Source organism: Streptomyces sp. NRRL F-6676, assembly GCF_000725625.1.
Taxonomy (GTDB): domain Bacteria; phylum Actinomycetota; class Actinomycetes; order Streptomycetales; family Streptomycetaceae; genus Streptomyces.
The window spans coordinates 13,501-39,775 of record NZ_JOHS01000057.1; the positions used below are offsets into that span (position 1 = coordinate 13,501).

At 73.0% G+C, this 26,275-nt stretch carries 19 protein-coding genes and 1 pseudogene; 10 read left to right on the plus strand and 10 right to left on the minus strand.

Features of this window, described 5'->3' with window-relative positions; all coding sequences use genetic code 11:
• Positions 1-37: 37 nt before the first annotated feature.
• From IO29_RS26700 to IO29_RS26715, 4 genes are all read right to left on the minus strand, one after another.
• A complete protein-coding gene (locus tag IO29_RS26700; protein ID WP_030382196.1) occupies positions 38-1,348 on the minus strand; it encodes a hypothetical protein in 1,311 nt (436 codons plus the stop codon).
• Entirely contained in the window at positions 1,330-2,067 is a 738-nt protein-coding gene (locus IO29_RS26705) for an ABC transporter ATP-binding protein (protein ID WP_030382197.1), read from the minus strand. Before IO29_RS26705 ends, IO29_RS26700 begins: the two co-directional genes overlap by 19 nt.
• A 279-nt stretch (positions 2,068-2,346) precedes the next feature.
• Entirely contained in the window at positions 2,347-3,738 is a 1,392-nt protein-coding gene (locus IO29_RS26710) for an aspartate aminotransferase family protein (RefSeq protein WP_030382198.1), read from the minus strand.
• Positions 3,723-4,247, minus strand: coding sequence for an Lrp/AsnC family transcriptional regulator (locus IO29_RS26715; RefSeq protein WP_030382199.1), 525 nt, complete (start codon positions 4,245-4,247; stop codon positions 3,723-3,725). The genes IO29_RS26710 and IO29_RS26715 overlap by 16 nt, the downstream gene beginning before the upstream one ends.
• 187 nt (positions 4,248-4,434) lie before the next feature.
• Between IO29_RS26715 and IO29_RS26720 the strand changes: the two genes are divergently transcribed.
• Positions 4,435-5,874 (plus strand): gamma-aminobutyraldehyde dehydrogenase, encoded by a 1,440-nt coding sequence (locus tag IO29_RS26720; RefSeq protein ID WP_030382200.1) that lies wholly within the window; start codon positions 4,435-4,437, stop codon positions 5,872-5,874.
• A gap of 242 nt (positions 5,875-6,116) precedes the next feature.
• Here IO29_RS26720 and IO29_RS26725 read toward each other — a convergent pair whose 3' ends face one another.
• The 3 genes and pseudogenes from IO29_RS26725 to IO29_RS26735 form a co-directional block, all read right to left on the minus strand.
• Positions 6,117-7,271, minus strand: coding sequence for a serine hydrolase domain-containing protein (locus IO29_RS26725; RefSeq protein WP_030382201.1), 1,155 nt, complete (start codon positions 7,269-7,271; stop codon positions 6,117-6,119).
• A 155-nt stretch (positions 7,272-7,426) separates the two neighbouring features.
• Positions 7,427-8,113 (minus strand): glycerophosphodiester phosphodiesterase, encoded by a 687-nt coding sequence (locus IO29_RS26730; RefSeq protein WP_106969889.1) that lies wholly within the window; start codon positions 8,111-8,113, stop codon positions 7,427-7,429.
• 68 nt (positions 8,114-8,181) lie between these two features.
• Positions 8,182-9,347 (minus strand): annotated as a pseudogene (locus IO29_RS26735) (adenosine deaminase).
• Between the two features lie 727 nt (positions 9,348-10,074).
• On the opposite strand from IO29_RS26735, the gene IO29_RS39715 reads away from it, so the two are divergent.
• Positions 10,075-10,413 (plus strand): DUF4190 domain-containing protein, encoded by a 339-nt coding sequence (locus IO29_RS39715; RefSeq protein WP_234307643.1) that lies wholly within the window; start codon positions 10,075-10,077, stop codon positions 10,411-10,413.
• Positions 10,414-10,917: 504 nt separating this feature from the next.
• Here the strand turns inward: IO29_RS39715 and IO29_RS26745 are convergent.
• The gene (locus IO29_RS26745; protein WP_030382205.1) at positions 10,918-11,481 is read right to left on the minus strand and encodes an NADAR family protein; all 564 of its coding nucleotides are present in this window, start codon (positions 11,479-11,481) and stop codon (positions 10,918-10,920) included.
• Between the two features lie 198 nt (positions 11,482-11,679).
• Between IO29_RS26745 and IO29_RS26750 the strand changes: the two genes are divergently transcribed.
• From IO29_RS26750 to IO29_RS26775, 6 genes are all read left to right on the plus strand, one after another.
• Complete coding sequence (locus tag IO29_RS26750; RefSeq protein ID WP_234307644.1) at positions 11,680-13,329, plus strand: gamma-aminobutyraldehyde dehydrogenase; 1,650 nt, start codon at positions 11,680-11,682, stop codon at positions 13,327-13,329.
• A gap of 85 nt (positions 13,330-13,414) precedes the next feature.
• A complete protein-coding gene (locus IO29_RS26755; protein WP_030382207.1) occupies positions 13,415-14,662 on the plus strand; it encodes an ABC transporter substrate-binding protein in 1,248 nt (415 codons plus the stop codon).
• A gap of 8 nt (positions 14,663-14,670) precedes the next feature.
• Positions 14,671-15,855, plus strand: a complete 1,185-nt coding sequence (locus IO29_RS26760) for an ABC transporter ATP-binding protein (protein WP_030382208.1) — start codon at positions 14,671-14,673, stop codon at positions 15,853-15,855.
• Positions 15,852-16,781 (plus strand): ABC transporter permease, encoded by a 930-nt coding sequence (locus IO29_RS26765; protein ID WP_030382209.1) that lies wholly within the window; start codon positions 15,852-15,854, stop codon positions 16,779-16,781. The genes IO29_RS26760 and IO29_RS26765 overlap by 4 nt, the downstream gene beginning before the upstream one ends.
• Positions 16,782-17,591 carry an ABC transporter permease gene (locus IO29_RS26770; RefSeq protein WP_030382210.1) on the plus strand — a complete coding sequence of 270 codons (810 nt, stop codon included), beginning with the start codon at positions 16,782-16,784 and terminating at the stop codon, positions 17,589-17,591.
• 46 nt (positions 17,592-17,637) lie between these two features.
• A complete protein-coding gene (locus tag IO29_RS26775; RefSeq protein WP_106969888.1) occupies positions 17,638-19,071 on the plus strand; it encodes an NAD(P)/FAD-dependent oxidoreductase in 1,434 nt (477 codons plus the stop codon).
• 118 nt (positions 19,072-19,189) lie between these two features.
• Here the strand turns inward: IO29_RS26775 and IO29_RS26780 are convergent, their stop codons facing one another.
• Positions 19,190-19,801 carry a phosphatase PAP2 family protein gene (locus IO29_RS26780; protein ID WP_324608185.1) on the minus strand — a complete coding sequence of 204 codons (612 nt, stop codon included), beginning with the start codon at positions 19,799-19,801 and terminating at the stop codon, positions 19,190-19,192.
• Between the two features lie 389 nt (positions 19,802-20,190).
• Positions 20,191-21,525, minus strand: a complete 1,335-nt coding sequence (gene gabT, locus IO29_RS26785) for a 4-aminobutyrate--2-oxoglutarate transaminase (RefSeq protein WP_030382213.1) — start codon at positions 21,523-21,525, stop codon at positions 20,191-20,193.
• Positions 21,526-21,924: 399 nt separating this feature from the next.
• Between gabT and IO29_RS26790 the strand changes: the two genes are divergently transcribed.
• The gene (locus IO29_RS26790) at positions 21,925-24,378 is read left to right on the plus strand and encodes a type IV secretory system conjugative DNA transfer family protein (RefSeq protein ID WP_030382214.1); all 2,454 of its coding nucleotides are present in this window, start codon (positions 21,925-21,927) and stop codon (positions 24,376-24,378) included.
• A 128-nt stretch (positions 24,379-24,506) separates the two neighbouring features.
• Positions 24,507-26,099 carry a PucR family transcriptional regulator gene (locus IO29_RS26795; protein WP_030382215.1) on the plus strand — a complete coding sequence of 531 codons (1,593 nt, stop codon included), beginning with the start codon at positions 24,507-24,509 and terminating at the stop codon, positions 26,097-26,099.
• Positions 26,100-26,275: the final 176 nt, after the last annotated feature.

Sequence of the window (26,275 nt, forward strand, 5' to 3'; positions counted from 1 at the left end):
ACGGAGAACTTTTTGGCGGTCTTCGGCGAGCTGCCGCTCAGCGCGTGAGCGGCAGGGCGGCCAGTTCGGCGATCAGCCAGGTCAGCGGGGCGAGGACGACGAGAAGGGCGGTGGTGCGCAGCAGCGCGGCGGCGCGCAGAAGGGTGGCCGGGGCGCCGATCCGCAGCAGGGCGGCGGTGGTTCCGGCCCGGTCGCGGCGGGCCTCGACGGCCGCCGTCGCCAGCGTCGCGAGGGCGCAGCCGGCGACCAGGAGCGCGCCGAGCGAGCTCAGGGGGCCGAAGGCGGGGGGTGCGCCGTGGGCGGCGGCGTACACCCGCGCGGTGGCGTACGCGCCGGAGGCGACGGCGCACAGCACGCCGAGGGGGCGGCCGATGCGGGTCGCCTCCTCCTGGAGGACGCGGCCGGCGAGCAGTCGGAGGGCGCCGGGGCGGGCCGACTGGAGGAGGCGGCCGCACAGGTGGGTGAGGGCGGGACCGGCGAGGGCGAGGCCGACGGCGGTGAGGGCCCAGCCGGCGAGGACCGCGGCGGAGGTGGCCGCGAGGTCGCCGGGGAGGTCGAGGGAGGGGGCGCGGGGGGTGCGGGCGGCGTAGGTCTCTGTGGTGAGCCCGGCGGCGATGACGGTGAGGCCCCAGGGCAGGCCGGACGGGGTGGGTACGGAGGTGGTGTCGGGGTCTACGGGGAGGGCGCCGTGGGCCGGGGCGGACGTACGGGGTCTCGCTTGCCGCCGCTTGCCGGGTGCCTCTCCCAGGCTCTCAACTTCGTTCGAGCGCGGGGGACCCCCATCGCCTACCGGTGCCGCCTCAGCGGCAAGGTCGGCCGGAGTCGGTGGTGCCGTGTCCCTCCGTGGCCGCAATGTCAGCGCGCTTGCCGCCGAGGCCACCAGCGGGACCACCGTCAGCAGTGTCGCCGTGGCAGGCAGGGGCAGCGGGAGGCCCTTGGCCAGGGCGTCGGTGAGGGAGGTGCGGGGTGGGAGGCCGGGCAGGTCGCCGCGGAGGTGGAGGAAGAGGAGGAGCGCGGCGGCGGAGCCGAGGGCGCAGGACAGGGCCGTGGTGAGGGCCGAGAAGGCCATCAGCCGGCCGGGGCCGAGCCCGATCGCCGACAGCCCGGGGCGCGGCCGGGTACCCGGGTCCGCGCGGGCGACGGCGACCGCGAGGTGCACCGTGGCCGCGGCCGGCACCGCGCACCAGGCGAGCCGCAGCGCGGCCCCGGCGGGGGCACCCGGGTGTCCGAGCGCGTATCCGAACGCGCACAGCAGCAGGAAGCCGGTGCCCGCCGAGGCCGCGGCGACCAGCAGTCTGCGGACCTGGACCAGTACGTGTGCCCGGCGGGCTAGACGGAGAGCGAGCACGCCGCCCGGCCTTCCGTCTCCGCGGCCGGCGGCAGGTGGACGGTCTGCACGCAGCGGCCGTCGAGCAGCGCCACCGAACGGTCGGCGAGCGCCGCCGTCTCGGGCTCGGTCGTGGCGAGGACGACCGTGATGCCGTGCGAGCGGGCCGCCGTGGTGAGCGTGCGCAGCACATGGGCGCGGTCGGCGCGGTGCAGCGCCGCGGTCGGCTCGTCGGCGAAGAGGACGGTGGGCGCGGCGGCCAGCGCGCGGGCGATGGCCACCCGCTGCCGCGCGGCCACCGGCAGGGCGCGCGGGCGTTTGCGTGCGCAGTCGCCGATGTCGAGCCGTTCGAGCCATTCGCGGGCGGTGGTGCGGGCGGCCCGGCGCCCGGTGCCGCGCAGCATCAGCGGGAGGGCGGCGTTCTCCCAGGCGTTGAGTTCGGGGACGAGGTGGGGCTCCGGGTCGATCCAGCCGAACCGCTCCCGGCGCAGCCGTTCGCGCCGCAGCGGGCGCATGGTGTGCATCGGCTTGCTGTTGAACCAGATCTCGCCGCCCTGCGCAGGCAGCAGCCCGGACAGACAGCTCAGCAGGGTCGTCTTGCCGCTGCCGCGCGGGCCGGTGACGGCCAGGATCTCGCCGTCGCGCACGCCGAGCGAGACGCCGTTCAGGGCCGGCGAGCCGTTGTGCTGGAAGTGCAGGGCGCGCGCCCAGAGCACGTCGTTGTCCGGCGGGGCCACCATCGCGTACACCTCGCTTCAGATCCGCTGTCCCGGCCGCGTCGCGCGGGCGTCTCCCGCTGCCGCGTCCCTCGTCCGGACCCCTTCTGGGGGTCCCTCTTCCGGGGGAACGAAGACGGGGCCGATCGGTCACTGGCACGCTAGGCGGCCCCATGGCGGGAGGCCGGACGGCACACGGCCCCGGGTCACCGTTTCCCACTCGAACGGGTGACCCGAGGCCGATGTTGATCATTCAGGACGACGATATGCCCGGCGCCGGGAGGCGGTGGGGCCGCGCCCCGGTCACAGCTTCGTCCACGCCTCCGCCAGCACGCCCCGCAGTATCTGTTCGATCTCGTCGAACGTGGACTGGTCGGAGATCAGCGGCGGGGCGAGCTGGACCACCGGGTCGCCGCGGTCGTCGGCGCGGCAGTACAGGCCGTTGTCGTACAGGGCCTTGGAGAGGAAGCCGTAGAGGATCCGCTCGGTCTCCTCCTCGTCGAAGGTCTCCTTGGTGGCCTTGTCCTTCACCAGTTCGATGCCGTAGAAGAAGCCGTTGCCGCGGACGTCGCCGACGATCGGCAGGTCGTGCAGCTTCTCCAGGGTGGCGCGGAAGGCGCCCTCGTTGTCCAGGACGTGCTGGTTGAGGCCCTCGCGCTCGAAGAGGTCGAGGTTGGCCAGACCGACGGCCGCGGAGACCGGGTGGCCGCCGAAGGTGTAGCCGTGCAGGAAGGTGTTGTCGCCCTTGTAGAACGGCTCGGCCAGGCGGTCGGAGATGATGCAGGCGCCGATGGGGGAGTAGCCCGAGGTCATGCCCTTGGCGCAGGTGATCATGTCCGGGACGTAGTCGAACTTGTCGCAGGCGAACATCGTGCCGAGCCGGCCGAAGGCGCAGATGACCTCGTCCGAGACGAGCAGCACGTCGTACCGGTCGCAGATCTCGCGCACCCGCCGGAAGTAGCCGGGCGGGGGCGGGAAGCAGCCGCCGGCGTTCTGCACGGGCTCCAGGAAGACGGCGGCGACGGTGTCCGGGCCCTCGAAGAGGATCTGCTGCTCGATCTGGTCGGCGGCCCAGCGGCCGAACGCCTCGGGGTCGTCGCCGAAGAGCGGGGCGCGGTAGATGTTGGTGTTGGGCACCTTGTGCGCGCCCGGGACGAGCGGCTCGAAGGGGGCCTTCAGGCCCGGCAGGCCGGTGATGGACAGGGCGCCCTGCGGGGTGCCGTGGTAGGCCACGGCACGGGATATCACCTTGTACTTGCCGGGCTTGCCGGTCAGCTTGAAGTACTGCTTGGCCAGCTTCCAGGCGGTCTCCACCGCCTCGCCGCCGCCGGTGGTGAAGAAGACCTTGTTCAGGTCGCCCGGGGCGTAGTGCGCGAGGCGCTCGGCCAGCTCGACGGCCTTGGGGTGGGCGTAGGACCACACCGGGAAGAAAGCCAGCTCCTGCGCCTGCTTGAACGCGGTCTCGGCGAGTTCCGTGCGGCCGTGCCCCGCCTGGACGACGAACAGGCCCGCGAGGCCGTCCAGGTAGCGCTTGCCCTTGTCGTCGTAGATGTAGGTGCCCTCGCCGCGCACGATCGTCGGCACGGGGGAGTTCTCGTACGAGGACATGCGGGTGAAGTGCATCCACAGGTGGTCGTACGCGGACTTGCTGAGGTCCTTGGCGCTGTCGCTGCTCACGGCTATCGGGTTCCCCACATGTAGGTCTGCTTCTTGAGCTTGAGGTAGACGAAACTCTCGGTGGAGCGCACGCCGGGAACGGCCCGGATGCGTGTGTTGATGACCTCCAGGAGGTGGTCGTCGTCCTCGCAGACGATCTCCACCATCAGGTCGAAGGACCCGGCGGTCATCACGACGTACTCGCACTCGTCCATGGCCGCCAGGGCGTCGGCGGCGGACTCCACGTCCCCCTCCACGTTGACGCCGACCATCGCCTGCCGGCGGAACCCCACCGTGAGCGGGTCCGTCACGGCGACGATCTGCATCACGCCCTGGTCGAGGAGCTTCTGCACGCGCTGGCGCACGGCCGCCTCCGACAGACCGACCGCCTTGCCGATCGCCGCGTACGGCCGCCGGCCGTCCTCCTGGAGCTGCTCGACGATGGCGAGGGAGACGGCGTCCAGGTGGGGGACGCCGTTGCCGTTCCGGTGCTCCCGGGAGGAATCCTTGTGCTCTGCGCTTCGACTGGCCACGGGATCACTGTGCACGACGTCTCGACAGTTCCGCAAGGCGTTATCGATGAAATTCGTTGTCTGGGGTGGGATGAGATGCGGATTTCGCAGCTTCGGGGCGAGTGGGGGTGTTGAAGTCGCGGACGCAGCGACTAGGGTGGGTGTCTCAGCAATTGGACACGTGACACCCACCCGCACGTGACACCCACCAGGAGGGCCGGCAGTGAGCACCGAGCTGCGTCGTCTGCGCAACCACATCGACGGCGAATTCCGCGACGCCGCCGACGGACGGACCACCGAGGTGGTCAACCCCGTGACCGGTGAGGCGTACGCGACGGCGCCGCTGTCCGGGCAGGCGGACGTCGACGCCGCGATGGCCGCGGCCGCCGCGGCCTTCCCCGGCTGGCGGGACACGACCCCCGCCGAGCGCCAGAAGGCCCTGCTGAAGATCGCCGACGCGTTCGAGGAGCGCGCCGAGGAACTGATCGCCGCCGAGGTGGAGAACACGGGCAAGCCGACCGGGCTGACCCGCACCGAGGAGATCCCGCCGATGGTCGACCAGATCCGCTTCTTCGCGGGCGCGGCGCGGATGCTGGAGGGCCGCTCGGCCGGCGAGTACATGGAGGGCCTCACCTCGATCGTGCGCCGCGAGCCGATCGGCGTCTGCGCGCAGGTCGCGCCCTGGAACTACCCGATGATGATGGCCGTCTGGAAGTTCGCCCCCGCGCTCGCGGCCGGCAACACGGTCGTGCTGAAGCCGTCCGACACCACCCCCGCCTCCACGGTCCTGATCGCCGACATCATCGGCTCGATCCTGCCCAAGGGCGTCTTCAACGTCCTCTGCGGCGACCGCGACACCGGGCGGCTGATGGTCGAGCACCCGACCCCGGCGATGGCGTCCATCACCGGCTCCGTGCGGGCCGGCATGTCGGTCGCCGAGTCCGCGTCACGGGACCTCAAGCGGGTTCACCTGGAGCTCGGCGGCAAGGCGCCGGTCGTCGTCTTCGAGGACACCGACATCCCCAAGGCCGTCGAGGACATCTCGGTCGCCGGGTTCTTCAACGCCGGGCAGGACTGCACCGCCGCCACGCGCGTCCTCGTCCACGAGTCCATCCACGACGAGTTCGTCGCCGCGCTCGCCAAGACGGCGTCCGAGACGAAGACCGGGCGGCCGGACGACGAGGACGTGCTGTACGGACCGCTGAACAACCCCAACCAGCTGAAGCAGGTCTCCGGGTTCGTCGAGCGGCTGCCCGCGCACGCCAAGGTCGAGGCGGGAGGTCACCGGGTGGGCGACACGGGGTACTTCTACGCGCCGACCGTCGTCTCCGGGCTGAAGCAGGACGACGAGATCATCCAGAACGAGGTGTTCGGGCCGGTCATCACCGTGCAGTCCTTCCGGGACGAGGACCAGGCGGTGGAGTGGGCGAACGGGGTGGAGTACGCGCTGGCCTCGTCGGTGTGGACGAAGGACCACGGGCGGGCCATGCGGATGTCGAAGAAGCTGGATTTCGGGTGTGTGTGGATCAATACGCACATTCCGCTGGTGGCGGAGATGCCGCACGGGGGCTTCAAGAAGTCCGGCTACGGCAAGGATCTGTCGGCGTACGGGTTCGAGGACTACACGCGGGTGAAGCATGTGATGACGTCGTTGGACGGCTGACGGCTGACGGCTGACGGCTGACGGGGTGGTGGGGGTGGGGTGGGTTTTTCGCCCCCGCCGCCCCTACCCTCCCCCAAGCTCTCAACTTCGTTCGAGCAGGGGGGACCCCCACGTCCCTTCAAGGGGCTCTGCCCCTTGGACCCCGTTGGGTGAGTTGTCGGCTGACCGCCGGTGGGGGCTGGTCGCGCAGTTCCCCGCGCCCCTTGCGGGGGCACGGTGACTGCTCGCGCGCCCCTCTCGTGTCACGCCAGTGCCGCCAGGGCTATGCGTTGTGCCGTCGGGTTCATGTCCTCGCCCTTGGCGTCGGTGGCGTTGACCGAGTACGTGAGGGTGCGGGTGAGGTTTCGGGTCGCGGCCATGACCGCGCTGTAGCCGTAGCGGGAGCCGGACTTGAGCCAGTAGACGCGGTCCTCGTGGACGAAGCGCTGGAGGCCGGCGGAGTAGGTGGCGCCGTCGATGTGCGGCGGGACCGTGAACATCTCCCGCAGTTGCCGGGGCGGCAGGAGGCGGCCCCGGAAGAGGGCGCCGAGCAGGCGTTCCAGGTCGGCGGTGGTGGAGATCATGTCGCCCGCCGCGAACCGGTCCGCCTGGTTCCAGTCGGTCACGTCGACCAGCTCCGTGGTGCCGTCGGCACGCGTGACCGCCTGGTAACCGTGGTTGTGCGGGCCCCGGATACGGGGGTCCGTGCCGGGGAAGTACGTGTGGCGCATCCCGGCCGGGCGCAGGACGCGCCGGGTGGCCTCCTCGGCGTACGAGCCGCCCGTGACCGCCTCGATCAGCAGCCCCAGGAACGTGTAGTTGATGTTCAGGTAGTGCTGTGCGGCGCCCGGGGCGAACTCCGGTTCCCGCGCGGCCGCGGAGGCCGCCACCTGGCGTGGCGGCAGCGTGTCGAAGCGGTGGGCGTACACCTCCTCGAAGGTGTCCCCGAGTCCTTCCCCGGCCGGGATGCCACTGGTGTGGTTCAGCAACTGCCGCACGGTGACGTGCCGGTAGCGGTGCCCCAGGAGGTCCGGCAGGTAGTGCCGTGCGGGCGCGTGCAGCTGGACCCGGTGCTCGGCGGCGAGGTGCAGCACGGTCGCCGCCGTCACCACCTTCGTCACCGAACCGGCGCGGAAGAGGGCGTGCGGGTCGGCCGCGCGCCGGGTGGTGAGGTCGTGCACGCCCGCGCTGCCGCGCCAGCTGCCGTCGGTGCCGCCGACCCGTACCAGGGCGGCGGTCGCGTCCGCGTCCGGCAGTCCGGTGAGCGCGGCGGCCAGCGCCTCGGCGTCCGGACCGGTCCGCCCCTCGCCTCCCCGCGGGGAGCCCGTCCGCGGGGAGGCCGCCCGTGCGGGGCCGGCGGCGAGGCCGAGTGCGGCGAACGTGCCGGTGAGGACGGCGGTACGGCGGGAGACGGGCATCTGCGCTCCAGGGGCGGCCGGGGGAGGGCGACGGACGTGACCATCCTGGGGACGCGGACGGACCCCCGTGATCCTCAACGGGGAGGGTCCATACCCGGAGAACGGCGCGAGGGTTCCCCTAGGGGGCGGGGCGGGGGCTCTGACGCGCGGTGTTCTCAGGGGAGTTGGCGCAGGGCGTGGAGGGTGTCGATGCGGTTGGTGGTGATCGAGTCGGTGCCGGCGGCGAGGAGGCGGCGCATCGAGCGCGGGGTGTCGGGGGTCCAGGCGGAGAGCAGATGGCCGTTCCGGTGGACGTGCGCCGCCAGGTCGCGGGTGATCAGGCCGAAGCGGTAGTTCAGCCAGCGGGGGCGTACCGCGTCGAGGAGGACGGGGCGCGGCGGGGCCAGGGTGGTCCAGGTCAGCGCGATCTCGGCGGCGGGATCGGCGGAGCGCACGGCGAGCATCGCGGCGGCGCCGGCGCAGTAGTACGCGCGCTCCTGCGCCTCGCACTCCCGTACGACATCCAGGATCCGGCGTACCGAGCGGGGTCCTGGGGCGCCGGGCAGGTCGATCATCACACGGCTGCCGGCCGTCGCCGCGAGTGCCTCGGCGAGCGTCGGCACGCCGCCGGCCGTCAGCCCGCGCACCTCGGCGGCGGACAGCGCCGCCAGCGGCCGGTCCTGGCCCCACAGCCGCTTCAAGGTGTCGTCGTGCAGGAGGACGGGGACGCCGTCGCGGGTGAGCCGTACGTCGAACTCCACCGCGTCCGCGCCCCGTCGGAGCGCGGACCGCAGCGAGTCGAGCGTGTTCTCACGGACGCGGTAGGGGTCGCCGCGGTGGGCGACGGCGGTGAAGGTCTGCATGCGGGCCATTGTGACGGGCCGGGGTACGCGGATTCGCGGTGCCCGGCGTCAGGGGGCCCGGGGTGCGGTCAGAGCGCGGGGCTCCAGGTGGTCAGGTACGTGTCGATCTCGGCCGTGAGGCGTGCCTTGCCCGCCGGGTCCAGGAAGGACGCCTCCACCGCGTTCCTCGCCAGTGCCGCGATGCCCTGTTCGTCCAGGTTCAGCAGGCGTGCGGCCACCGCGTACTCCGTGTTGAGGTCGGTGCCGAACATCGGCGGGTCGTCGGAGTTGACGGTCACCAGGACGCCGGCGTCCACGAACGTCCGGATCGGGTGCTCGTCGAGCGTGGCGACCGCGCGGGTGGCGATGTTCGACGTCGGGCAGACCTCCAGCGGGATGCGGTGCTCGGCCAGGTGCGCCAGCAGCTTCGGGTCGCGGGCCGAGCTGGTGCCGTGCCCGATGCGCTCGGCGCGCAGCTCGCGCAGCGCGTCCCAGACCGTCTCCGGGCCGGTGGTCTCGCCGGCGTGCGGCACGGAGTGCAGACCGGCCGCGATCGCCCGGTCGAAGTACGGCTTGAACTGCGGTCGCGGCACACCGATCTCCGGCCCGCCGAGACCGAACGACACCAGCCCCTCCGGGCGCACCCGGTCGTCCGTGGCCAGCCGCGCCGTCTCCTCCGCCGACTCCAGGCCCGCCTCGCCGGGGATGTCGAAGCACCAGCGCAGTACGGTGCCGAACTCCGCCTCCGCCGTCTTGCGGGCGTCCTCGATCGCGTCCATGAACGCCCGCTCGTCGATCCCGCGGCGGGTGGAGGAGAACGGGGTGATGGTCAGCTCGGCGTAGCGGACCTGCTGGCGGGCCAGGTCGCGGGCCACCTCGTACGTCAGCAGCCGGACGTCCTCCGGGGTCCGGATCAGGTCGACGACGGACAGGTACACCTCGATGAAGTGCGCGAAGTCCGTGAAGGTGAAGTAGTCGACCAGCGCCTCGGGGTCGCTGGGCACCTTGGAGTCGGGGTGGCGGGCGGCCAGTTCCGAGACGATGCGGGGGGAGGCGGAGCCGACGTGGTGGACGTGCAGTTCGGCCTTGGGGAGGCCGGCGATGAAGGCGGCGTGCGGGTCGCCGGTGTCGGCGCCGGGCGGCTTGCGAAGGTCGGTGGACAAGGTTCCTCCCCGGAACGGCGCGCCCCCGGCGGCACGCCGGCCGCGGAAGGCGGCGGCGGGCGGGCGTGGGCGCGGGTGATCGGCTGATCGATGACTCGGGGATCATCGTAAGCGGGGGTGGGGGAGGGCGGAGGAGGGTGGGGGTGCGGGGCCGGGAGGCCGGGCGCCTTGGCCGTAGCATGACGGAACGTTCAACAGAGGGGACCCAGCATGTCCGACGACGCGCGGGCGTCGAACGCGCCCGAGAACGCCGACGCTCCGGACCCGTGGGCGCCGCCGGACTCCGCCGGGTCTCCTGCGCCGGGGGCGCATCCGTGGGCGTCGCCGGCGGGGGGCGTGCCGGGTGGTGCGGGGGATGACGTTCAGGACGTCGTGATACCGGGGTCCAGCGTGCCGGCGGCTCCGCAGGACACGGTGATCGCGGTGCCGGGGGCTGCGGGAATGCCTACGTTGCCGGGGGATGCGGGGGCGGGGGGCGGCTCCGTGCACGAGCAGGCGACGGTGGCGGGGGTGCCGGCGGTGCCGGTGCCTGCTGCGCCGGTGCCCGCGGCTCCTGGGTCATTCGGTTCTCCGGGGGCTCCGGGTTCCGTGCCGCCGCCGGGAGGCCCGGCCTCCGGCGGTTATCCGGGTTATCCGGGGTTTCCGGGGGGCTCGTACGGGGGTGCCGGTGGTGGGGCCGTTCCGCCGCCGCCGATCGGGCCCGAGGGGCCGGGGCAGGTGCCGTACGGGTATCCGCCGTATCCGGTCGCGGGTGGTGGATACGGGGGTGCGGCGTACGGGGCGCCGCAGGGCGGGCCCGGTGGGTACCCGTGGGGTGCGATGCCGCTCGCCCCCCAGAACGGCGTGAGCACCGCGTCCCTCGTGCTCGGCATCATCTCCCTGGTGATCTTCTGCCTGTGGCCGGTCGCGATCATCCTGGGGGTGCTCGCGGTGATCCTCGGGTTCGTGGGGCGGCGGCGGGCCAAGCGGGGGGAGTCGACGAATCCGGGGCAGGCGTTGGCGGGGATCGTCTGCGGGGCGGTGGGGCTGGTGCTGGGGGCGACGCTGGTGGTGCTGATCTTCACGGTGTGGGACGGTTCGGACTCGGACTCGGACGAGGATCCGTGGCCGACGGATGACGGGTACAGCACGTCGCTGTCGCTGCCTGTGCTGCGGTAGCCGACGCGTTTTCTCGCCCCCGCCGCCCCTACCCTTCCCCAGGGGCTCCGCCCCTTCCACCCCGGCGGGGGCTACGCCCCCTGCACCCCCAAAGACGCGCAGGGCCGCGCCCCGGACTCCCGGGGCCGCGCCCCTGAACCCCCGGGCAACCGCAACCCCCCTAGGGGCGCGGGGAACTGCGCGAGCAACCACGTCCCACCGGCACCTCACCAGGCACCGCAACCGCCCCCCTCGCAAGGGGCGCGGGGAACTGCGCGAGCAACCACGTCGCACCGGCACTTCACCACGCACCGCAGCCGCCCCCCTCGCAAGGGGCGCGGGGAACTGCGCGAGCAACCACGTCGCACCGGCACCTCACCACGCACCGCAACCGCCCCCCGGCAAGGGGCGCGGGGAACTGCGCGAGCAACCACGTCGCACCCGCACCTCACCACGCACCGCAACCGCCCCCGCACCCCACAACGCACCCAATCCAAACCCACCCCCCCCCGAGGCGGAGCCTCGTTACGCCTCGCCGCGCAGGCGATCCCGCGCCGTCATCAGGGCGAAGCCCAACTCGTTCGCGCCCCGCCACCGTTCCGGATCCCCCGCCGCCTCGTCGTCCGCGGCGAGGCCGATGCCCCAGACGCGGTCCAGCGGGCTCGCCTCGACCAGTACCCGGTCCCCCGTCCCGAGCAGGAACCGCCGCAGCTCCTCGTCCGCCCGGAACTTGTGGACGCTGCCCTCGGCCACGATCCCGAACCGCTCCCGCTGCCACACCGTCTCGTCGAAGCCCCGCACCAGCCGCCCGGCCTTCTTCGCCAGGGCCGGGTTCGGCGCCTCCAGGGCACGTCGTTCCGCCTCCGCGTCGCCGAACAGGCGGGCCTTCGCCGCCATCATCCAGTGCTCCGCCGTCGCGTACCCCACCCCGTCCACCGTGAACGGCGACGGCCACCACTGGCTCAGACAGCTCGCCCCCACGCGGCCGTCGGGGCGCGCCCGGTGGCCCCAGAAGTGCAGGTACTTCACCCGCGCCCCCGCGCGGACCGCGGCCACCAGAGCCTCACGGGAAGTGATCGTCGTCGCCATGCGGGCGAGTCTGGCAGTCGGCACCGGCAGCCCCCACCCAATTACAGCCGCCCCAGGCACTCCGCCGACAGATTCCGTCGCGTAACCAAAAGGAAACAACGGAATCACTTGTTGAGGTCCATCCGCTCTGCCAGGATCGGCACCCAGATCGAGATTCGGCCACGTCGGTTCCGTCGCGGGGACTCGGAGGAGAGCGGCATGCACCACCCCGAAAACGACCCCGAGCACCGCCCTGAGCACCATCCCGAACAGCGCCCTGAACACCATCCCGAACAGCGCCCTGAACGCAGTCCCGAGGACCGCCCAGAAGACCGCTCCGGCGGTCTCCGCGCCCGTGCCCTCCGCGACGTGCGGGAACGTTTCTCGGGCGGCGCGCAGTACCTCGCCGGCGCCCCCGCGCACGGCACCTCGGGCCGGGAGCACGCCGTGGTCGACCCCGCCACCGGCCAGGAGATCCACCGCTTCGCGCTCGCCGGCCCCGCCGACGTCGACCGTGCCGTCGCCGCCGCCCGCGCCGCCCTCCCGGGGTGGGCCGGCGCCACCCCGGGCGAGCGCGCCGAGGCGCTGCACCGCTTCGCCGCCGTCCTCGCCGACCGCGCCGACGAGCTGGCCCGTGTCGAGTCCCTGCAATGCGGCAAGCCGCTCAGGCTGACCCGCGAGTTCGACGTCCCGGGCACCGTCGACAACGCCGCCTTCTTCGCGGGTGCCGCCCGCCACCCGCAGGGCCTGGCCGCGGGGGAGTACTCCGGCGACCACACCTCGTACGTGCGCCGCGAACCCGTCGGCGTCATCGGCTCCGTCGCGCCCTGGAACTACCCGTTGCAGATGGCCGCCTGGAAGGTCCTCCCGGCCGTCGCGGCGGGCAACACGATCGTCCTCAAGCCCGCCGAGCTCACCCCGCTGACCTCCCTCCTCTTCGCCGAGGCCGCCACGCGGGCCGGGATCCCCGACGGCGTGGTCAACGTCGTCACCGGCACGGGGAAGGAGGCGGGGGAGCACCTCGTGGCCCACCCGGACGTGGCGATGGTCTCGTTCACCGGGTCCACCGCCGTCGGCAGACGCGTCGCCGCGCTCGCGACCGCCGGGGTCAAGCGGCTGCACCTGGAACTCGGCGGCAAGGCGCCCTTCGTCGTCTTCGACGACGCCGACCTCGAGGCCGCCGTGCACGGCGCGGTCGCGGGCGCGCTCATCAACACCGGCCAGGACTGCACGGCCGCCACCCGCGCGTATGTGCAGCGGCCGCTGTACGAGGAGTTCACCGCCCGGACCGCCGCCCTCATGGAGACCGTCCGCCTCGGCGACCCGTTCGCCCCGGACACCGACCTCGGCCCGCTGATCTCCACCGCCCAGCGCGACCGCGTCGCCGGCTTCGTCGACCGGGCCCGCGCCCACGCGCACGTGGTGACCGGCGGCGAGGCACCCGGCGGCGACCTCGCCGAGGGCGCCTACTACCGGCCGACGCTCGTCACGGGCGCCGCCCAGGACAGCGAGATCGTCCAGCGGGAACTGTTCGGACCCGTGCTCGTCGTGCTGCCGTTCGACTCCGACGACGACGGGCTGCGGCTCGCCAACGACACCCCCTACGGGCTCGCCGCCTCCGCCTGGACCCGGGACGTGCACCGGGCGCACCGCGCCACCCGAGAGCTGCGGGCGGGCTGCGTCTGGGTCAACGACCACATCCCGATCATCAGCGAGATGCCGCACGGCGGCTATGCCGCCTCCGGCTTCGGCAAGGACATGTCCTCGTACTCGTTCGAGGAGTACACACAGGTCAAGCACGTCATGTTCGACAACACCGCGGTGGCCCGGAAGGACTGGCACCGCACGATCTTCGAAGACCGGCCCTGAACCAGCGGTGCCACGAGCACTCCGGGCCCACCGGAACCCCCCGTCCACCACCGCCTCCACCGGACGCAGGAAGGCCACCACGCGCATGGAGCAGTACGAGCCCGACCGTCTGTCCCCGGCCCAGGTGGCCGCCGTGCGGCGCAGTGCCGCGCGCGGCAGGGCCGCCCTGACCCGCCGTTCGCTGCTGCGGGCCTCCGCGGGCGGCGCGCTCGCGGTCGGCGGCCCGGCGGCCCTGACCGGCTGCGGCATCCCCGCGGCCGGCAAGACACAGGGCGGGGTCTCCTCCCAGGACCACTCGGCCAAGGAGAGGACCGTCAGCTTCTCCAACTGGCCCGAGTACGTCGACGTCGACGACAGCGGCAAGCACCGGCCGACCCTGGAGGCGTTCACCAAGCGCACCGGCATCACGGTCGAGTACACCGAGGACGTCAACGACAACAACGAGTTCTTCGGCAAGATCAAGCCGCAGCTCGCCGCGGGCCAGGCCACCGGCCGCGACCTGATCGTCCTCACCGACTGGCTGGCCGCCCGGCTGATCCGCCTCGGCTGGGTGCAGAAGCTCGACCCCTCCCATCTGCCGCACGCCTACACCCACCTGTCCGCGCAGTTCCGCGACCCCGACTGGGACCCCGGCCGCGCCTACTCGTATCCCTGGCAGGGCGTGTTCACCGTGCTCGCCTACAACAAGAAGGCGCTCGACGGCATCGAGGTCAGGTCCGTCTCCGACCTGCTGGACAACGGCAGGCTCAAGGGCCGCGTCGGGTTCCTCTCCGAGATGCGCGACAGCATCGGGATGACCCTCCTCGACATGGGCAAGGACCCCGCCAAGGTCACCGACGACGACTACGACGCGGCCACCGCCCGCCTCCAGAAGGCCGTGGACAAGGGGCAGATCCGCCGCTTCACCGGCAACGACTACACCTCCGACCTCGCCAAGGGCGACCTGGCCGCGTGCGTCGCCTGGGGCGGCGACATCGTCCAGCTCCAGGCCGACAACCCCGACATCGACTACGTCATCCCCGACAGCGGCTACATGATGTCGACCGACAACCTCCTGGTCCCCAACAAGGCGCGCCACAAGACCAACGCCGAACGGCTGATCGACTACTACTACGAGCTGGAGCCGGCCGCCGAACTCGCCGCCTACGTCAACTACGTGACACCGGTCGACGGCGTGAAGCCCTATCTGGCGAAGATCGACAAGGATGCGGCGAACAACCCGCTGATCGTCCCGGACAAGGTCACGGCCGCCCGGGCGCACGCCTTCCGCGCCCTGTCGCAGAAGGAAGAGACCGCCTACGAAGGCATGTTCGCGAAGCTGACGGGGGCGTGAGGACCACCATGACCACGACACACACGCACACCGGTGAGCGCGGCGACGTCCGGCTGACGGGGATCGGCAAGACCTACGGGTCCTTCACCGCCGTCCACCCGCTCGACCTGACCGTCCCCGAGGGCTCCTTCTTCGCGCTCCTCGGCGCCTCCGGCTGCGGCAAGACCACCACCCTGCGCATGATCGCCGGGCTGGAGGAACCCACCAGCGGCACCGTGCACCTCGGGGAACAGGACGTCACACACCTGCCGCCGTACAAGCGGCCGGTGAACACCGTCTTCCAGTCCTACGCCCTCTTCCCGCACCTCGACATCTTCGAGAACGTCGCCTTCGGGCTGCGCCGCCGCGGCATCAAAAGCGTCAAGAAGCAGGTCGGGGAGATGCTGGACCTCGTCCAGCTCGGCGAGCAGGCGCGCAAGAAGCCGCACCAGCTCTCCGGCGGCCAGCAGCAGCGCGTCGCCGTCGCCCGCGCGCTCATCAACCACCCCAAGGTGCTCCTGCTCGACGAACCCCTCGGCGCCCTCGACCTGAAGCTGCGCCGCCAGATGCAGCTGGAGCTCAAGCGCATCCAGACCGAGGTCGGCATCACCTTCGTGCACGTCACGCACGACCAGGAGGAGGCCATGACGATGGCCGACACGGTCGCCGTGATGAACGCCGGCCGTGTCGAACAGCTCGGCCCGCCCACCGACCTCTACGAGAACCCGCGCACCACGTTCGTCGCCAACTTCCTCGGCACCTCCAACCTCATCGCCGCCGAGACCGACTCCGTCTCCGGCGACGACCTGGTGGTGAAGGCCGGAGACTGCAAGCTCCTCCTGCCCCGAGCGCGATGTTCGGCGCCCACGACGAACGGCGGCAAGGTGCTCGTCGGGGTCCGCCCGGAGAAGATCTCCCTGGTCCACGCCGACGAGGCGGGCGCGATCCCGGACGGCCGCAATCGTGTCACCGGCCGCATCGCCGACTCCAGTTTCATCGGCGTCTCCACCCAGTACGTCGTCGACAGCCCCGTCTGCCCCGGCTTCGAGGTCTACGCCCAGAACATCGACCGCGATCCCCGTCTGGTGCCCGGCGCCGAGGTCGTCCTGCACTGGAACCCCGCGCACACGTTCGGGCTCGACGCCGCACAGGCGCTGAATGCCGGAACGGCCGAGGACGCCGCCGCCGACGGGGAAGGGGCGGCCGCCCGATGACCACCCTCACCGAGGCGCCCCCGCCCCTGGCCCCCGCGCCGCCCGCCGGGAAGCCCCCGCGCCGCCGGGGCCGCTGGACGCCGTACTGGCTGCTGCTCCCCGGCATCCTGTGGCTGTTCGTGTTCTTCGCGCTGCCGATGGTCTACCAGGCCTCCACCTCCGTGCAGACCGGCTCCCTGGAGGACGGCTACCAGGTCACCTGGCACTTCGCCGCCTACTGGGACGCGCTCCAGGCGTACTGGCCGCAGTTCCTGCGCTCGGTGCTCTACGCCGGGTCCGCCACCGTGCTCTGCCTGGTGCTCGGCTACCCGCTCGCCTACCTCATCGCGTTCCGTGCGGGCCGCTGGCGCAACCTGGTGATGATCCTCGTCATCGCCCCGTTCTTCACCAGCTTCCTGATCCGCACCCTCGCCTGGAAGACGATCCTCGCCGACGGCGGCCCCGTCGTCGGCGCCCTCGACTCGCTGCACGTCCTCTCCGTCACCAACTGGCTCGGCATGACCGACGGCCACCGGGTGCTGGCCACCCCGCTCGCCGTGGTGTGCGGACTGACGTACAACTTCCTGCCGTTCATGGTGCTGCCGCTCTACACCTCGCTGGAGCGCATCGACGGACGGCTGCACGAGGCGGCCGGCGACCTGTACGCCACCCCCCTCACCACCTTCCGCAAGGTGACCTTCCCGCTGTCCATGCCCGGCGTCGTCTCCGGCACCCTGCTCACGTTCATCCCGGCCAGCGGCGACTACGTCAACTCCGAACTGCTCGGCTCCACCAATACGCAGATGATCGGCAACGTCATCCAGAGCCAGTTCCTGCGGATCCTGGACTATCCGACGGCGGCCGCGCTGTCCTTCCTGCTGATGGCCGCCATCCTGATCATGGTCACCCTCTACATCCGACGGTCCGGGACGGAGGATCTGGTCTAGATGGCTTCCAAGACCCCCCTGCGGTGGCTCAGGCGCAACCTCGTCGTCCTCGCGGGGCTGTTCACCCTCGGCTATCTGCTGCTGCCCAACGTCGTCGTCACCGTCTTCTCCTTCAACAAGCCCCAGGGCCGCTACAACTACGCCTGGCAGGAGTTCTCCACCGACGCCTGGCGGCAGCCGTGCGGCGTCGCCGGGATGTGCGGCTCGCTCTCGCTGAGCCTTCAGATCGCCCTGTGGGCCACGCTCGGCGCCACTGCGCTCGGCACGATGATCGCCTTCGCGCTCGTCCGCTACCGGTTCCGGGCCCGCGGCCCCATCAACTCCCTGATCTTCCTGCCGATGGCCATGCCCGAGGTGGTGATGGGCGCCTCCCTGCTCACCCTGTTCCTCAACCTGGGCGCCCAGCTCGGCTTCTGGACCATCCTGATCGCCCACATCATGTTCTGCCTGAGCTTCGTCGTCACCGCCGTCAAGGCCCGCGTGATGTCGATGGACCCCCGCCTCGAACAGGCAGCCCAGGACCTCTACGCCGGGCCCGCGCAGACCTTCCTGCGGGTCACTCTGCCCATCGCCGCCCCCGGCATCGCCGCCGGCGCGCTGCTCGCCTTCGCGCTCTCCTTCGACGACTTCATCATCACCAACTTCAACGCGGGCTCCACCGTCACCTTCCCCATGTTCGTCTGGGGCTCGGCCCAGCGCGGCACACCCGTCCAGATCAACGTCATCGGCACGGCCATGTTCCTCGTCGCCGTGGTGTGCGTGCTGGGCGCGATGGCCGTGGGCAACCGGCGCCGGCGCCGCACCGCGTGACCGCTGTCTTCCCACAACCACCTTGTTCCCGTAGGGAGTTGACATCATGGCCCCAGGTGCCATGACCCCCCGTGCCACCGGCCCGTGGACCCGGTCCCTCGCCGCGGCCCGGCCCGTCCCGTACTGGCTCGACGATCCGGACCGCCCGCACCCCGAACCCGCGCTCACCGGCGCCGAAGTCTGCGATCTGCTCGTCGTCGGCGGCGGCTACAGCGGACTGTGGACCGCGCTGCTCGCCAAGGAACGCGACCCCGCCCGGGACGTCGTCCTGCTGGAGGGCCACGAGATCGGCTGGGCCGCCTCCGGACGCAACGGCGGCTTCTGCGCCGCCTCCCTCACCCACGGCACGGCCAACGGCCTCGCCCGCTGGCCGCGCGAGATCCACACGCTCCAGGAACTCGGCGCCCGCAACCTCGACGAGATCGAGGAGGCCGTCACCCGCTACGGCCTCGACTGCGACTTCGAGCGGACCGGCGAGATCGACGTCGCCACCGCCCCGCACCAGGCCGCCGAACTGCGCGCCTGGCACGCCGAGGCCCGCCGCCGCGGCCTGGACGACGGCACCGAGTACCTCGACGCCGGGCAGGTGCGCGCCCAGGTCGACTCGCCGACCTTCCTCGCCGGACTCCACGACCCGCGCGGCGTCGCCCTCGTCAACCCGGCCAGGCTGGCCTGGGGGCTCAAGCGGGCCTGCCTCGCCGCGGGCGTGCGTGTGTACGAGCGCACGCCGGCGCTCACGCTGAAGCAGTACGGCGCGGGGATGGCCGTCCGCACCCCCTACGGGGGCGTGCGCGCCCGGCAGGTCGCGCTCGGCACCAACGTCTTCCCCAGTCTGGTGCGCCGGGTCCGGCCGTACACCGTCCCGGTCTACGACTACGCCCTGACGACCGAGCCGCTCGACGCCGGGCGGCTCGCCTCCATCGGCTGGCGGGGGCGGCAGGGGCTCGCGGACACCGCCAACCGGTTCCACTACTTCCGGCTCACCCCCGACCACCGGATCTTGTGGGGCGGCTACGACTCGGTCTACCCGTACGGCGGCCGGGTGCGCGCGGAGTACGACCAGCGGCCTCAGACGTACGCCCGGCTCGCCCGGCACTTCTTCACCTGCTTCCCGCAGCTGGAGGGCGTGCGCTTCACCCACGCGTGGGGCGGCGCGATCGACACGTGCTCCCGCTTCTCGGCGTTCTTCGGCACCGCGCACGGAGGGCGGGTGGCGTACGCCGCGGGGTACACGGGGCTCGGTGTGGGGGCGACGCGGTTCGGGGCGCAGGTGATGCTGGATCTGCTGGCGGGGGAGCGGACGGAGCGCACGGCGCTGGAGATGGTGCGGAGACGGCCGGTTCCGTTCCCGCCCGAGCCGTTCGCGTGGGCGGGGATCACCCTGACGAAGTGGTCGCTGGCGCGGGCGGACGTGAACGGGGGGCGGCGCAACGGGTGGCTGCGCGTGCTTGACCGGCTGGGCATGGGCTTCGACAGCTAGGGGTGGCCCGGGTGCGTTGTCGGCCGACGGCCCGGTGGGGCTTCTCGCGCCCACGCGGCGGAGCCGCAGATTCGATACAGCCCCGCGCCCCTTGGCAGGCAGGTGGCGCCCCCAGCTTTCAGGGGCGTGGGGCTGTGTCAATGTGCGGCTCGCCGCGTGGGCGCGACCAGCCACGTACCACCCGCGCGAAGACCGTCAGCAGCACCACCCCAAGACACCAGCTGGCCGCGACGTCCAGCGGCCAGTGGTACCCCCGTCGCACCAACCCGTACGACACGCCCAGCGTCAAGGCACCGCACACCGCGAGGATCGCGCGGCGGGCCCGCGCCGACCCGAGCAGCGGAAGCAGCAGCAACGTCGCCGCGCCGTAGGCGACGAGTGCCGTCGCCGTATGCCCGGACGGGAAGTACCCCGTCCCCGGCGGTACCGCCGGCGTACCGGGACGCGCCGTCCAGTTCTTGAACGGGACGACGACCACCGGCACCGCCGCCATCACCAGTACCGCCGCCCCCGGCGCACCCCACCACCGGTCTGGACCAATGGCGCGGCGCCGCCACGCCGCCCACCCGGCGCACACCAGGAGCACCGGAACGGCGACCTGCGCGTTGCCGAGGTCGGAGAGGAGTTCGGAGAAGCGGTCGGGGTGGACGAGCGCCCGGCTGAGCCGCGCGTCGGCGCGCAGCAGGGGGCCGTCGGTGAGGACCTGCCAGGTCAGGAGGGCGAAGAGCACGGCCGGGACGGCGAGCAGGGCAGCGAACCGGAGCGGCGTGACGGGAAAGAGGTCGGCCGGCCCGGAACAGGGGGGGGAGGTTCCGGGCCGGCCGTCCGGACCGGTGTGCCGCCCGCCCCGGGGGGTGTGGGACGAGCGGCCATCCGATCGGTGAGGAGATCCGGGACCGAAGGCCCCGGGTGTGTGCGCGAGGGCACGACCAGGTCGAAGCCGGGAAGGCCGCGGCCGGGACTCGTCCACGGTGCCCCGTGGACGGGGTGTATCTCTCATCTGGGTAGAACCTACGGCAGCCGCGGGGCCTGTGGCACCCGGATCGCCAGGACGCCATCCACCTTGCACACGTTCTTCACGTGCGTTGACGTGGGCTCGACAGACGTGGGGATCCCGGTTCAGATGCGCGCGAACGCCTGCTCGATGATGTCGAGACCCTCGGTCAGGAGTTCCTCGCCGATGACGAGCGGGGGCAGGAAGCGCAGCACGTTGCCGTAGGTGCCACAGGTCAGGACCAGCAGCCCCTCGGCGTGGCAGGCCTTGGCCAGCGCGGCGGTCGCCTCCGGGTGCGGCTCCTTGGTGGTGCGGTCCTTGACCAGCTCGATCGCGATCATCGCGCCCCGGCCGCGGACCTCGCCGATGACCTCGTACTTCTCGGCCATCGCGGTGAGGCGGGCCTTCATGACCGCCTCGATCTCCCTGGCCCGCGCGTTGAGGTCCTGCTCCTTCATCGTCTCGATGGCGCCGAGCGCGCCCGCGCAGGCGACCGGGTTGCCGCCGTAGGTGCCGCCGAGGCCGCCCGCGTGCGCGGCGTCCATGATCTCGGCGCGGCCGGTGACGGCGGCGAGCGGGAGACCGCCCGCGATGCCCTTGGCGGTGGTGATCAGGTCCGGGACGATGCCCTCGTCCTCGCACGCGAACCACTGGCCGGTGCGGCAGAAACCGGACTGGATCTCGTCGGCGACGAAGACGATGCCGTTGTCCGCGGCGAACTGCCGGATCGCGGGCAGGAAGCCCTTGGCCGGCTCGATGAAGCCGCCCTCGCCGAGCACCGGCTCGATGATGATCGCGGCCACGTTGTCCGCGCCCACCTGCTTGCTGATCTCGTCGATCGCCTGGGCGGCGGCCTCCGGGCCCGCGTTCTCCGGGCCGGTCGGCCAGCGGTAGCCGTAGGCCACCGGTACCCGGTACACCTCGGGGGCGAACGGTCCGAAGCCGTTCTTGTACGGCATGTTCTTCGAGGTCAGCGCCATGGTCAGATTGGTGCGGCCGTGGTAGCCGTGGTCGAAGACGACGACGGCCTGCCGCTTGGTGTACGCCCGCGCGATCTTCACGGCGTTCTCCACGGCCTCGGCGCCCGAGTTGAACAGCGCCGACTTCTTGGCGTGGTCGCCCGGGGTCAGCTCGGCCAGCGCCTCGGCGACGGCGACGTACCCCTCGTAGGGCGTGACCATGAAGCAGGTGTGGGTGAAGTCGGCGAGCTGCGCGGACGCCCGGCGCACGACGGCCTCGGCGGAGGCGCCGACGCTGGTGACCGCGATGCCGGAGCCGAAGTCGATCAGCCGGTTGCCGTCGACGTCCTCGATGATGCCGCCGCCGGCCCGGGTGACGAAGACGGGCAGCGTGGAGCCCACGCCCTGGGCCACCGCGGCGGTGCGGCGGGCCTGCAACTCCTGCGACTTCGGGCCGGGGATGGCCGTGGCGAGGTGGCGTTCCTGCGGAAGTGCGGTCATGGGGGGCTCCCGGGTGGTCTTGCTCCGACGGGCGGTGTGCGGACGCGTCGCTTTCTCTTTTTCGCAGGCTAGGTCCGCGCGGTGGGAGTGGGCATGCTCCATGTGGGCGGTGTCGGCGTCCGCCGTTGTCCGTGGTGGACATGGCGGAACGGCGCGGCGGCACCACCCGGCTCCCCCCGCTCCGCCGGGACGGGGAGGGGCGCCCGCCCGGGGCGGCCTGGCGCCCTCCCCCCGCTCCGCCGGGACGGGGAGGGGCGCCCGCCCGGGGCGGCCTGGCGCGTAACCGCTGGACTCGTTCCGTACGGGCATTAAATTGACTCGCGAACCACCCTCGCGCACCACGCGCGGGGACCACCCGCTCAGAACCACAATGGACCAGCCGGCCAGGGGGCACCCTCGATGGACTTCGACGGCACGCACGACGCACGTGGCACCCACGCCCGTCCCGTGCCACGGCCCGCTCCACCGCCGCCTCCGGCCGGGCCGCCTCCGGTTCCGCAGCCCTCCTACGCCCCGCCCGCGCTGCCGCCGATGCCGGCGGGTCCGCCCGCGCCGGAACAGGGACCCGTACGGCCGGCCACCGTCGCCGAATGGCTCGACACGCCCCGGCCCGCCGCCGCCCCCGGGATCTTCCGCTACGGCTACCGGGAGCCCCGCCCGGACAAGGACCCCGAGCGGCTCTCGCCCGTCACCCTCGTCGGGGTCGCCGTACCCCTGGTCGTGGCCCTCCTGCTGTGGTCGCTGTGGCGGCACGGCAGCATCCCCTACCAGTGGGTGCTGCTGAAGCTGTTCACCCCCGGCGACTGGTGGTGGGCCGGCACCACCTCACCGAAGACCTTCGAGGGACAGGAGGCCATCGAGGTCTACAACGGCGTGTTCTTCGGGGTCCTCGTCTACGCCATGGGGCGGCTCGGCAGCTGGCCCGACATCGTGCGGCACGTCGTCACCCGGCGCCCCCAGCCCGCGCGGGCGCTGCTCGCCGCGCTGGGCGCCCTGGTGGTGCTCGGCTTCGTCTTCCCCGACGCCTTCCCCGGCGTCGGCTGGGACGCGCTGCCCGTCGTCGACCCGCTCTTCTCCCTCGTCGTCCTCGTCACCGGCGGCTACGAGGTCTTCCGGTCCGTCCTGCTCACCGACTGCCTCTACGGGCTGATCACCCTGCTCGTCCTGTGGCCCTTCGCCCGGATCGGCGGCTGGTGGGGGTACGCGCGGGAACGGCTCGCGGCACGGTCGCGGGCGGAGGCCGCCACCGGGGGAGCGCCGGCACCGGCGCCCGTGGAGCGGCCCGCCGCACAATGGCCCGAACTGCGGGACGCCGGACAGCACCAGGCCGCCGACCTGCTCAGCGGCGAGGTGCACGGCGGCCGGATGACCGACGTCGACTGCGCCCGCGTCCGGCGCGCCTGGAACACCGCCCGGTACGACGCCACCCGGCTCGCCCGGTTCACCGAGACCGTGCTGCGCCAGGGCGCCGCCGCCTGGCTGCACCCGTCCGGCGCCCGCGACCTGCCCGCCCGCACCGCACGGCACGACGTCCTCGACGGCCAGGTCCGCATCGGCCGCTGGACCGAGCGCGACCGCACGCCCACCCCGTACCGCGGGGCGGGCGCCGCCCTCGACCCCGACGCGCTGGCCACCTCGCTGCTCGCCGTCGGACCCTCCGGCTCGGGCAAGACCCAGTACCTCGTGCGGCCCGTCGTCGAGTCGCTCGCGCTGCACGCGCTCACCGGCGGCTGCGCGGTCGTCGCCGTCTGCGCCGCCGGGACCCCGCTCGGCCCCGACGGCTCCTTCGACGTGGTGCTGCGCATCGGCGACCCGGCCTCCGTGCACGACCTCGACCCGTACGCGGAGAGCGAGGACCCCGAGGAGGCCGCCGCGTTCCTCGCCGAGGGGCTGGTCGGCGACCTGGACGCCGTCGACACCCGGCGGGCCGCCACCGCGCTCGCCCAGCTCCTCGGCCCCTACCGCGCGGTGCACGGCCGCTTCCCCACGCTGCCGGTGCTCCGGGAACTCCTCGAGGGCGACGAGGCCGGGCTCGGCGCACTGCGCGAGGCGCTGGCCGGCTCCGGCGAACCCGGGCACGCCGTGATGCGGCGCGAACTGGAGGCACGGATCCGGCAGGCCGCGAGCCCCGCCGACCCCGCCCCCGCCCTCGCCGACCGGCTCGCCCTGCTCGACCGGCCCGCCTTCGCCGAATTCTTCGGGGCGGGCTCCGGCACCCGGCCCTTCTCCCTGCGCGCCGTCGCCCACCATCCGCTGCGCGTCCGCGTCGAGCTGCCCGAACACGGGCACGAGGACGCCTCCCGGCTGCTGGTCCGGCTGCTCCTCGCGCAGTTCACCAGCGTCGTGCGCGCCGGGGAGCGGCAGCACTTCGCGTGCCTCGTGCTCGACGACGCGACCGGCGCCGTCACCGCGGACTCCGTCCGCCGTATCCAGCGGCTGCGGGCCCAGAACGCGGGCGTCGTCCTCGCGCTGCGCACGGTCGGGGACATCCCCGAGGCGCTGCACGGGCCGCTGTACGGGGCGGTCGGCTGCCGGATGGCGTTCTCCGGGGTGACGACGTGGGACGGCAGCCGGTTCGCGCAGGCGTGGGGCACGGAGTGGGTGGAGACGCGGGACGTCGCCAAGCACACGGTCTTCGCCGACCAGCCGATGACACGGGCGATCCACGCACTGCGGAAACTGGTGACGGGGAAGGCGGTGACGACGGACGCGGTGACCATAAGGAAGGTGGAGCGGGAGCGGTGGTCGGCGTCGGAGCTGGCGCACGAGGTCCCCGCGGGACATGCGGTGCTGTCGGTGGCGACGGTGCGGGGGGAGCACGCGCCGCCGTTGCTGGTGGATCTGCGGGGCTGAGCTCGCCCCCGCCGCGCCTTCCCTTCCCGACCCCGGGGGCCGCGCCCCCGGACCCCCCCGAAATGATTGCGCCCACGCGGCGCGGCCGCAGCTTGACACGGTCCCGCGCCCCTATCGCTGAAGGCCCCATGCCGCCCACGCTCGCCTCGCTCGTCCATCACTCCGCGCTCAAGCTGACCGTGCGTGCGGGGGAGGAGCGGCTCGATGTGCCCGTGCGGTGGGCGCACGTCAGTGAGCTCGCCGACCCCGTGCCCTACATGGAGGGCGGGGAGCTGCTGCTGATCACCGCGCTCAAGCTGGACGCGGAGGATCCCGAGGCCATGCGCCGCTATGTGAAACGGCTGGTGGGCGCGGGGGTCGTGGGGCTCGGGTTCGCGGTCGGGGTCAACTACGAGCGCACCCCCGAGGCCCTGGTCGACGCCGCGCGCGCGGAGGGGCTGCCGCTCCTCGAGGTGCCCCGCCGCACCCCGTTCCTCGCCATCAGCAAGGCCGTCTCCGCCGCCATCGCCGCCGACCAGTACCGCGCCGTCACCGCCGGGTTCGCCGCCCAGCGCGAGCTGACCCGGCAGGCGCTCGGCGGCGGCCCCGAGGGACTGCTCACCGCGCTCGCCGCGCAGGTCGACGGATGGGCCGCGCTGTACGACGCCTCCGGTGCCGTCGTCGCCGCCGCGCCCGAGTGGGCCGGGCGGCGGGCGGGGCGGCTCACCGCCGACGTCGAACGGCTGCGCGAGCGGCCCGCGCCCGCCAGCTCCGTCGTCACCGGCGGCCAGGGCGGCGGCGAGGATGCCGCCGAGGACCGCGTCGAACTGCACAGCCTCGGCACCGGGCGCCGGCCGCGGGCCGCGCTCGCCGTGGGCACCGCCGCCGCGCCCGGCACCGCCGAGCGCTACGCCGTGCACTCCGCGGTCGCCCTGCTCACCCTCCTCACCGAACGCTCCCGCTCGCTCCACGCGGCCGAGCAGCGCATCGGCGCGGCCGTGCTGCGGATGCTGCTCGCGGGCGAGCCCGACCATGCCCGTGCGGTCGCCGGGGACCTGTACGGCGACCTCCTCGACGCCCCGTTCCGGCTGCTCCTCGCCGAGGCGTCCGGGGACGCCGCGGACAGCGCCGGTGATCCGCTGGGCGGGCTCGCCGAGGCGGTCGAGTCGGCCGCCGCGCGGGCGGGGGAGCCGGTGCTCGTGGTGCCGGAGGGGGCCGAGGGACGGCGGCTGGTCGTGCTGGCCGTGGACGGCGGGGCGGGGGTGCGGGCGTGCGCGGAGTACGCGGCGGGGCCCGCCGCCGGGAGCGAGGAGCTGGTGATGGGGCTGTCCGGGCCCGCCGGGCCGACCGGGGCGGGGGGTGCGTACCGGGGGGCCGAGCAGGCGCTGTCCGTGGCGCGGCGGCGGGGGAGGGTGCTCGTGGAGCACGACCGGATGGCGACGGGGTCGGTGCTGCCGTTGCTGGCGGACGACGCGGTGCGGGCGTTCGCGGACGGGTTGCTGCGGGCGCTGCGCGAGCATGACGCGACGGGGCGGGGGGACCTGGTGGCGTCGCTCAGGGCGTGGCTGTCGCGGCACGGGCAGTGGGACGCGGCGGCGGCGGAACTGGGGGTGCACCGGCATACGCTGCGGTACCGGATGCGGAGGGTGGAGGAGATCCTGGGCCGCTCCCTGGACGACCCCGACGTCCGCATGGAACTGTGGCTCGCCCTCAAGGCCACGTCCGACGACCCGGCCGACTGAGGCTCTTCCCCGCCCCCGCCGCCCCTACCCGTCCCATCCTCACAAGGGGCTCCGCCCCTTGGACCCCGAACGCGTCAGAACTCGGGGCGGGTGGGCCTTACGGCGGGTGCGGGTGGGTGACTGGTTGCCCGCGCAGTTCCCCGCGCCCCTACGGGGCGCCCCGTAGGGGCGCGGGG

Coding starts and splice junctions, on each gene's coding strand:
- IO29_RS26705 (WP_030382197.1), bottom strand. CDS start 2,067: ATGGTGGCCCCGCCGGACAACGACGTGCTCTGGGCGCGCGCCCTGCAC.
- IO29_RS26725 (WP_030382201.1), bottom strand. CDS start 7,271: ATGCCCGTCTCCCGCCGTACCGCCGTCCTCACCGGCACGTTCGCCGCA.
- IO29_RS26730 (WP_106969889.1), bottom strand. CDS start 8,113: ATGCAGACCTTCACCGCCGTCGCCCACCGCGGCGACCCCTACCGCGTC.
- IO29_RS39715 (WP_234307643.1), top strand. CDS start 10,075: ATGCCGCTCGCCCCCCAGAACGGCGTGAGCACCGCGTCCCTCGTGCTC.
- IO29_RS26745 (WP_030382205.1), bottom strand. CDS start 11,481: ATGGCGACGACGATCACTTCCCGTGAGGCTCTGGTGGCCGCGGTCCGC.
- IO29_RS26750 (WP_234307644.1), top strand. CDS start 11,680: ATGCACCACCCCGAAAACGACCCCGAGCACCGCCCTGAGCACCATCCC.
- IO29_RS26755 (WP_030382207.1), top strand. CDS start 13,415: ATGGAGCAGTACGAGCCCGACCGTCTGTCCCCGGCCCAGGTGGCCGCC.
- IO29_RS26760 (WP_030382208.1), top strand. CDS start 14,671: ATGACCACGACACACACGCACACCGGTGAGCGCGGCGACGTCCGGCTG.
- IO29_RS26765 (WP_030382209.1), top strand. CDS start 15,852: ATGACCACCCTCACCGAGGCGCCCCCGCCCCTGGCCCCCGCGCCGCCC.
- IO29_RS26770 (WP_030382210.1), top strand. CDS start 16,782: ATGGCTTCCAAGACCCCCCTGCGGTGGCTCAGGCGCAACCTCGTCGTC.
- IO29_RS26775 (WP_106969888.1), top strand. CDS start 17,638: ATGGCCCCAGGTGCCATGACCCCCCGTGCCACCGGCCCGTGGACCCGG.
- gabT (WP_030382213.1), bottom strand. CDS start 21,525: ATGACCGCACTTCCGCAGGAACGCCACCTCGCCACGGCCATCCCCGGC.
- IO29_RS26790 (WP_030382214.1), top strand. CDS start 21,925: ATGGACTTCGACGGCACGCACGACGCACGTGGCACCCACGCCCGTCCC.
- IO29_RS26795 (WP_030382215.1), top strand. CDS start 24,507: ATGCCGCCCACGCTCGCCTCGCTCGTCCATCACTCCGCGCTCAAGCTG.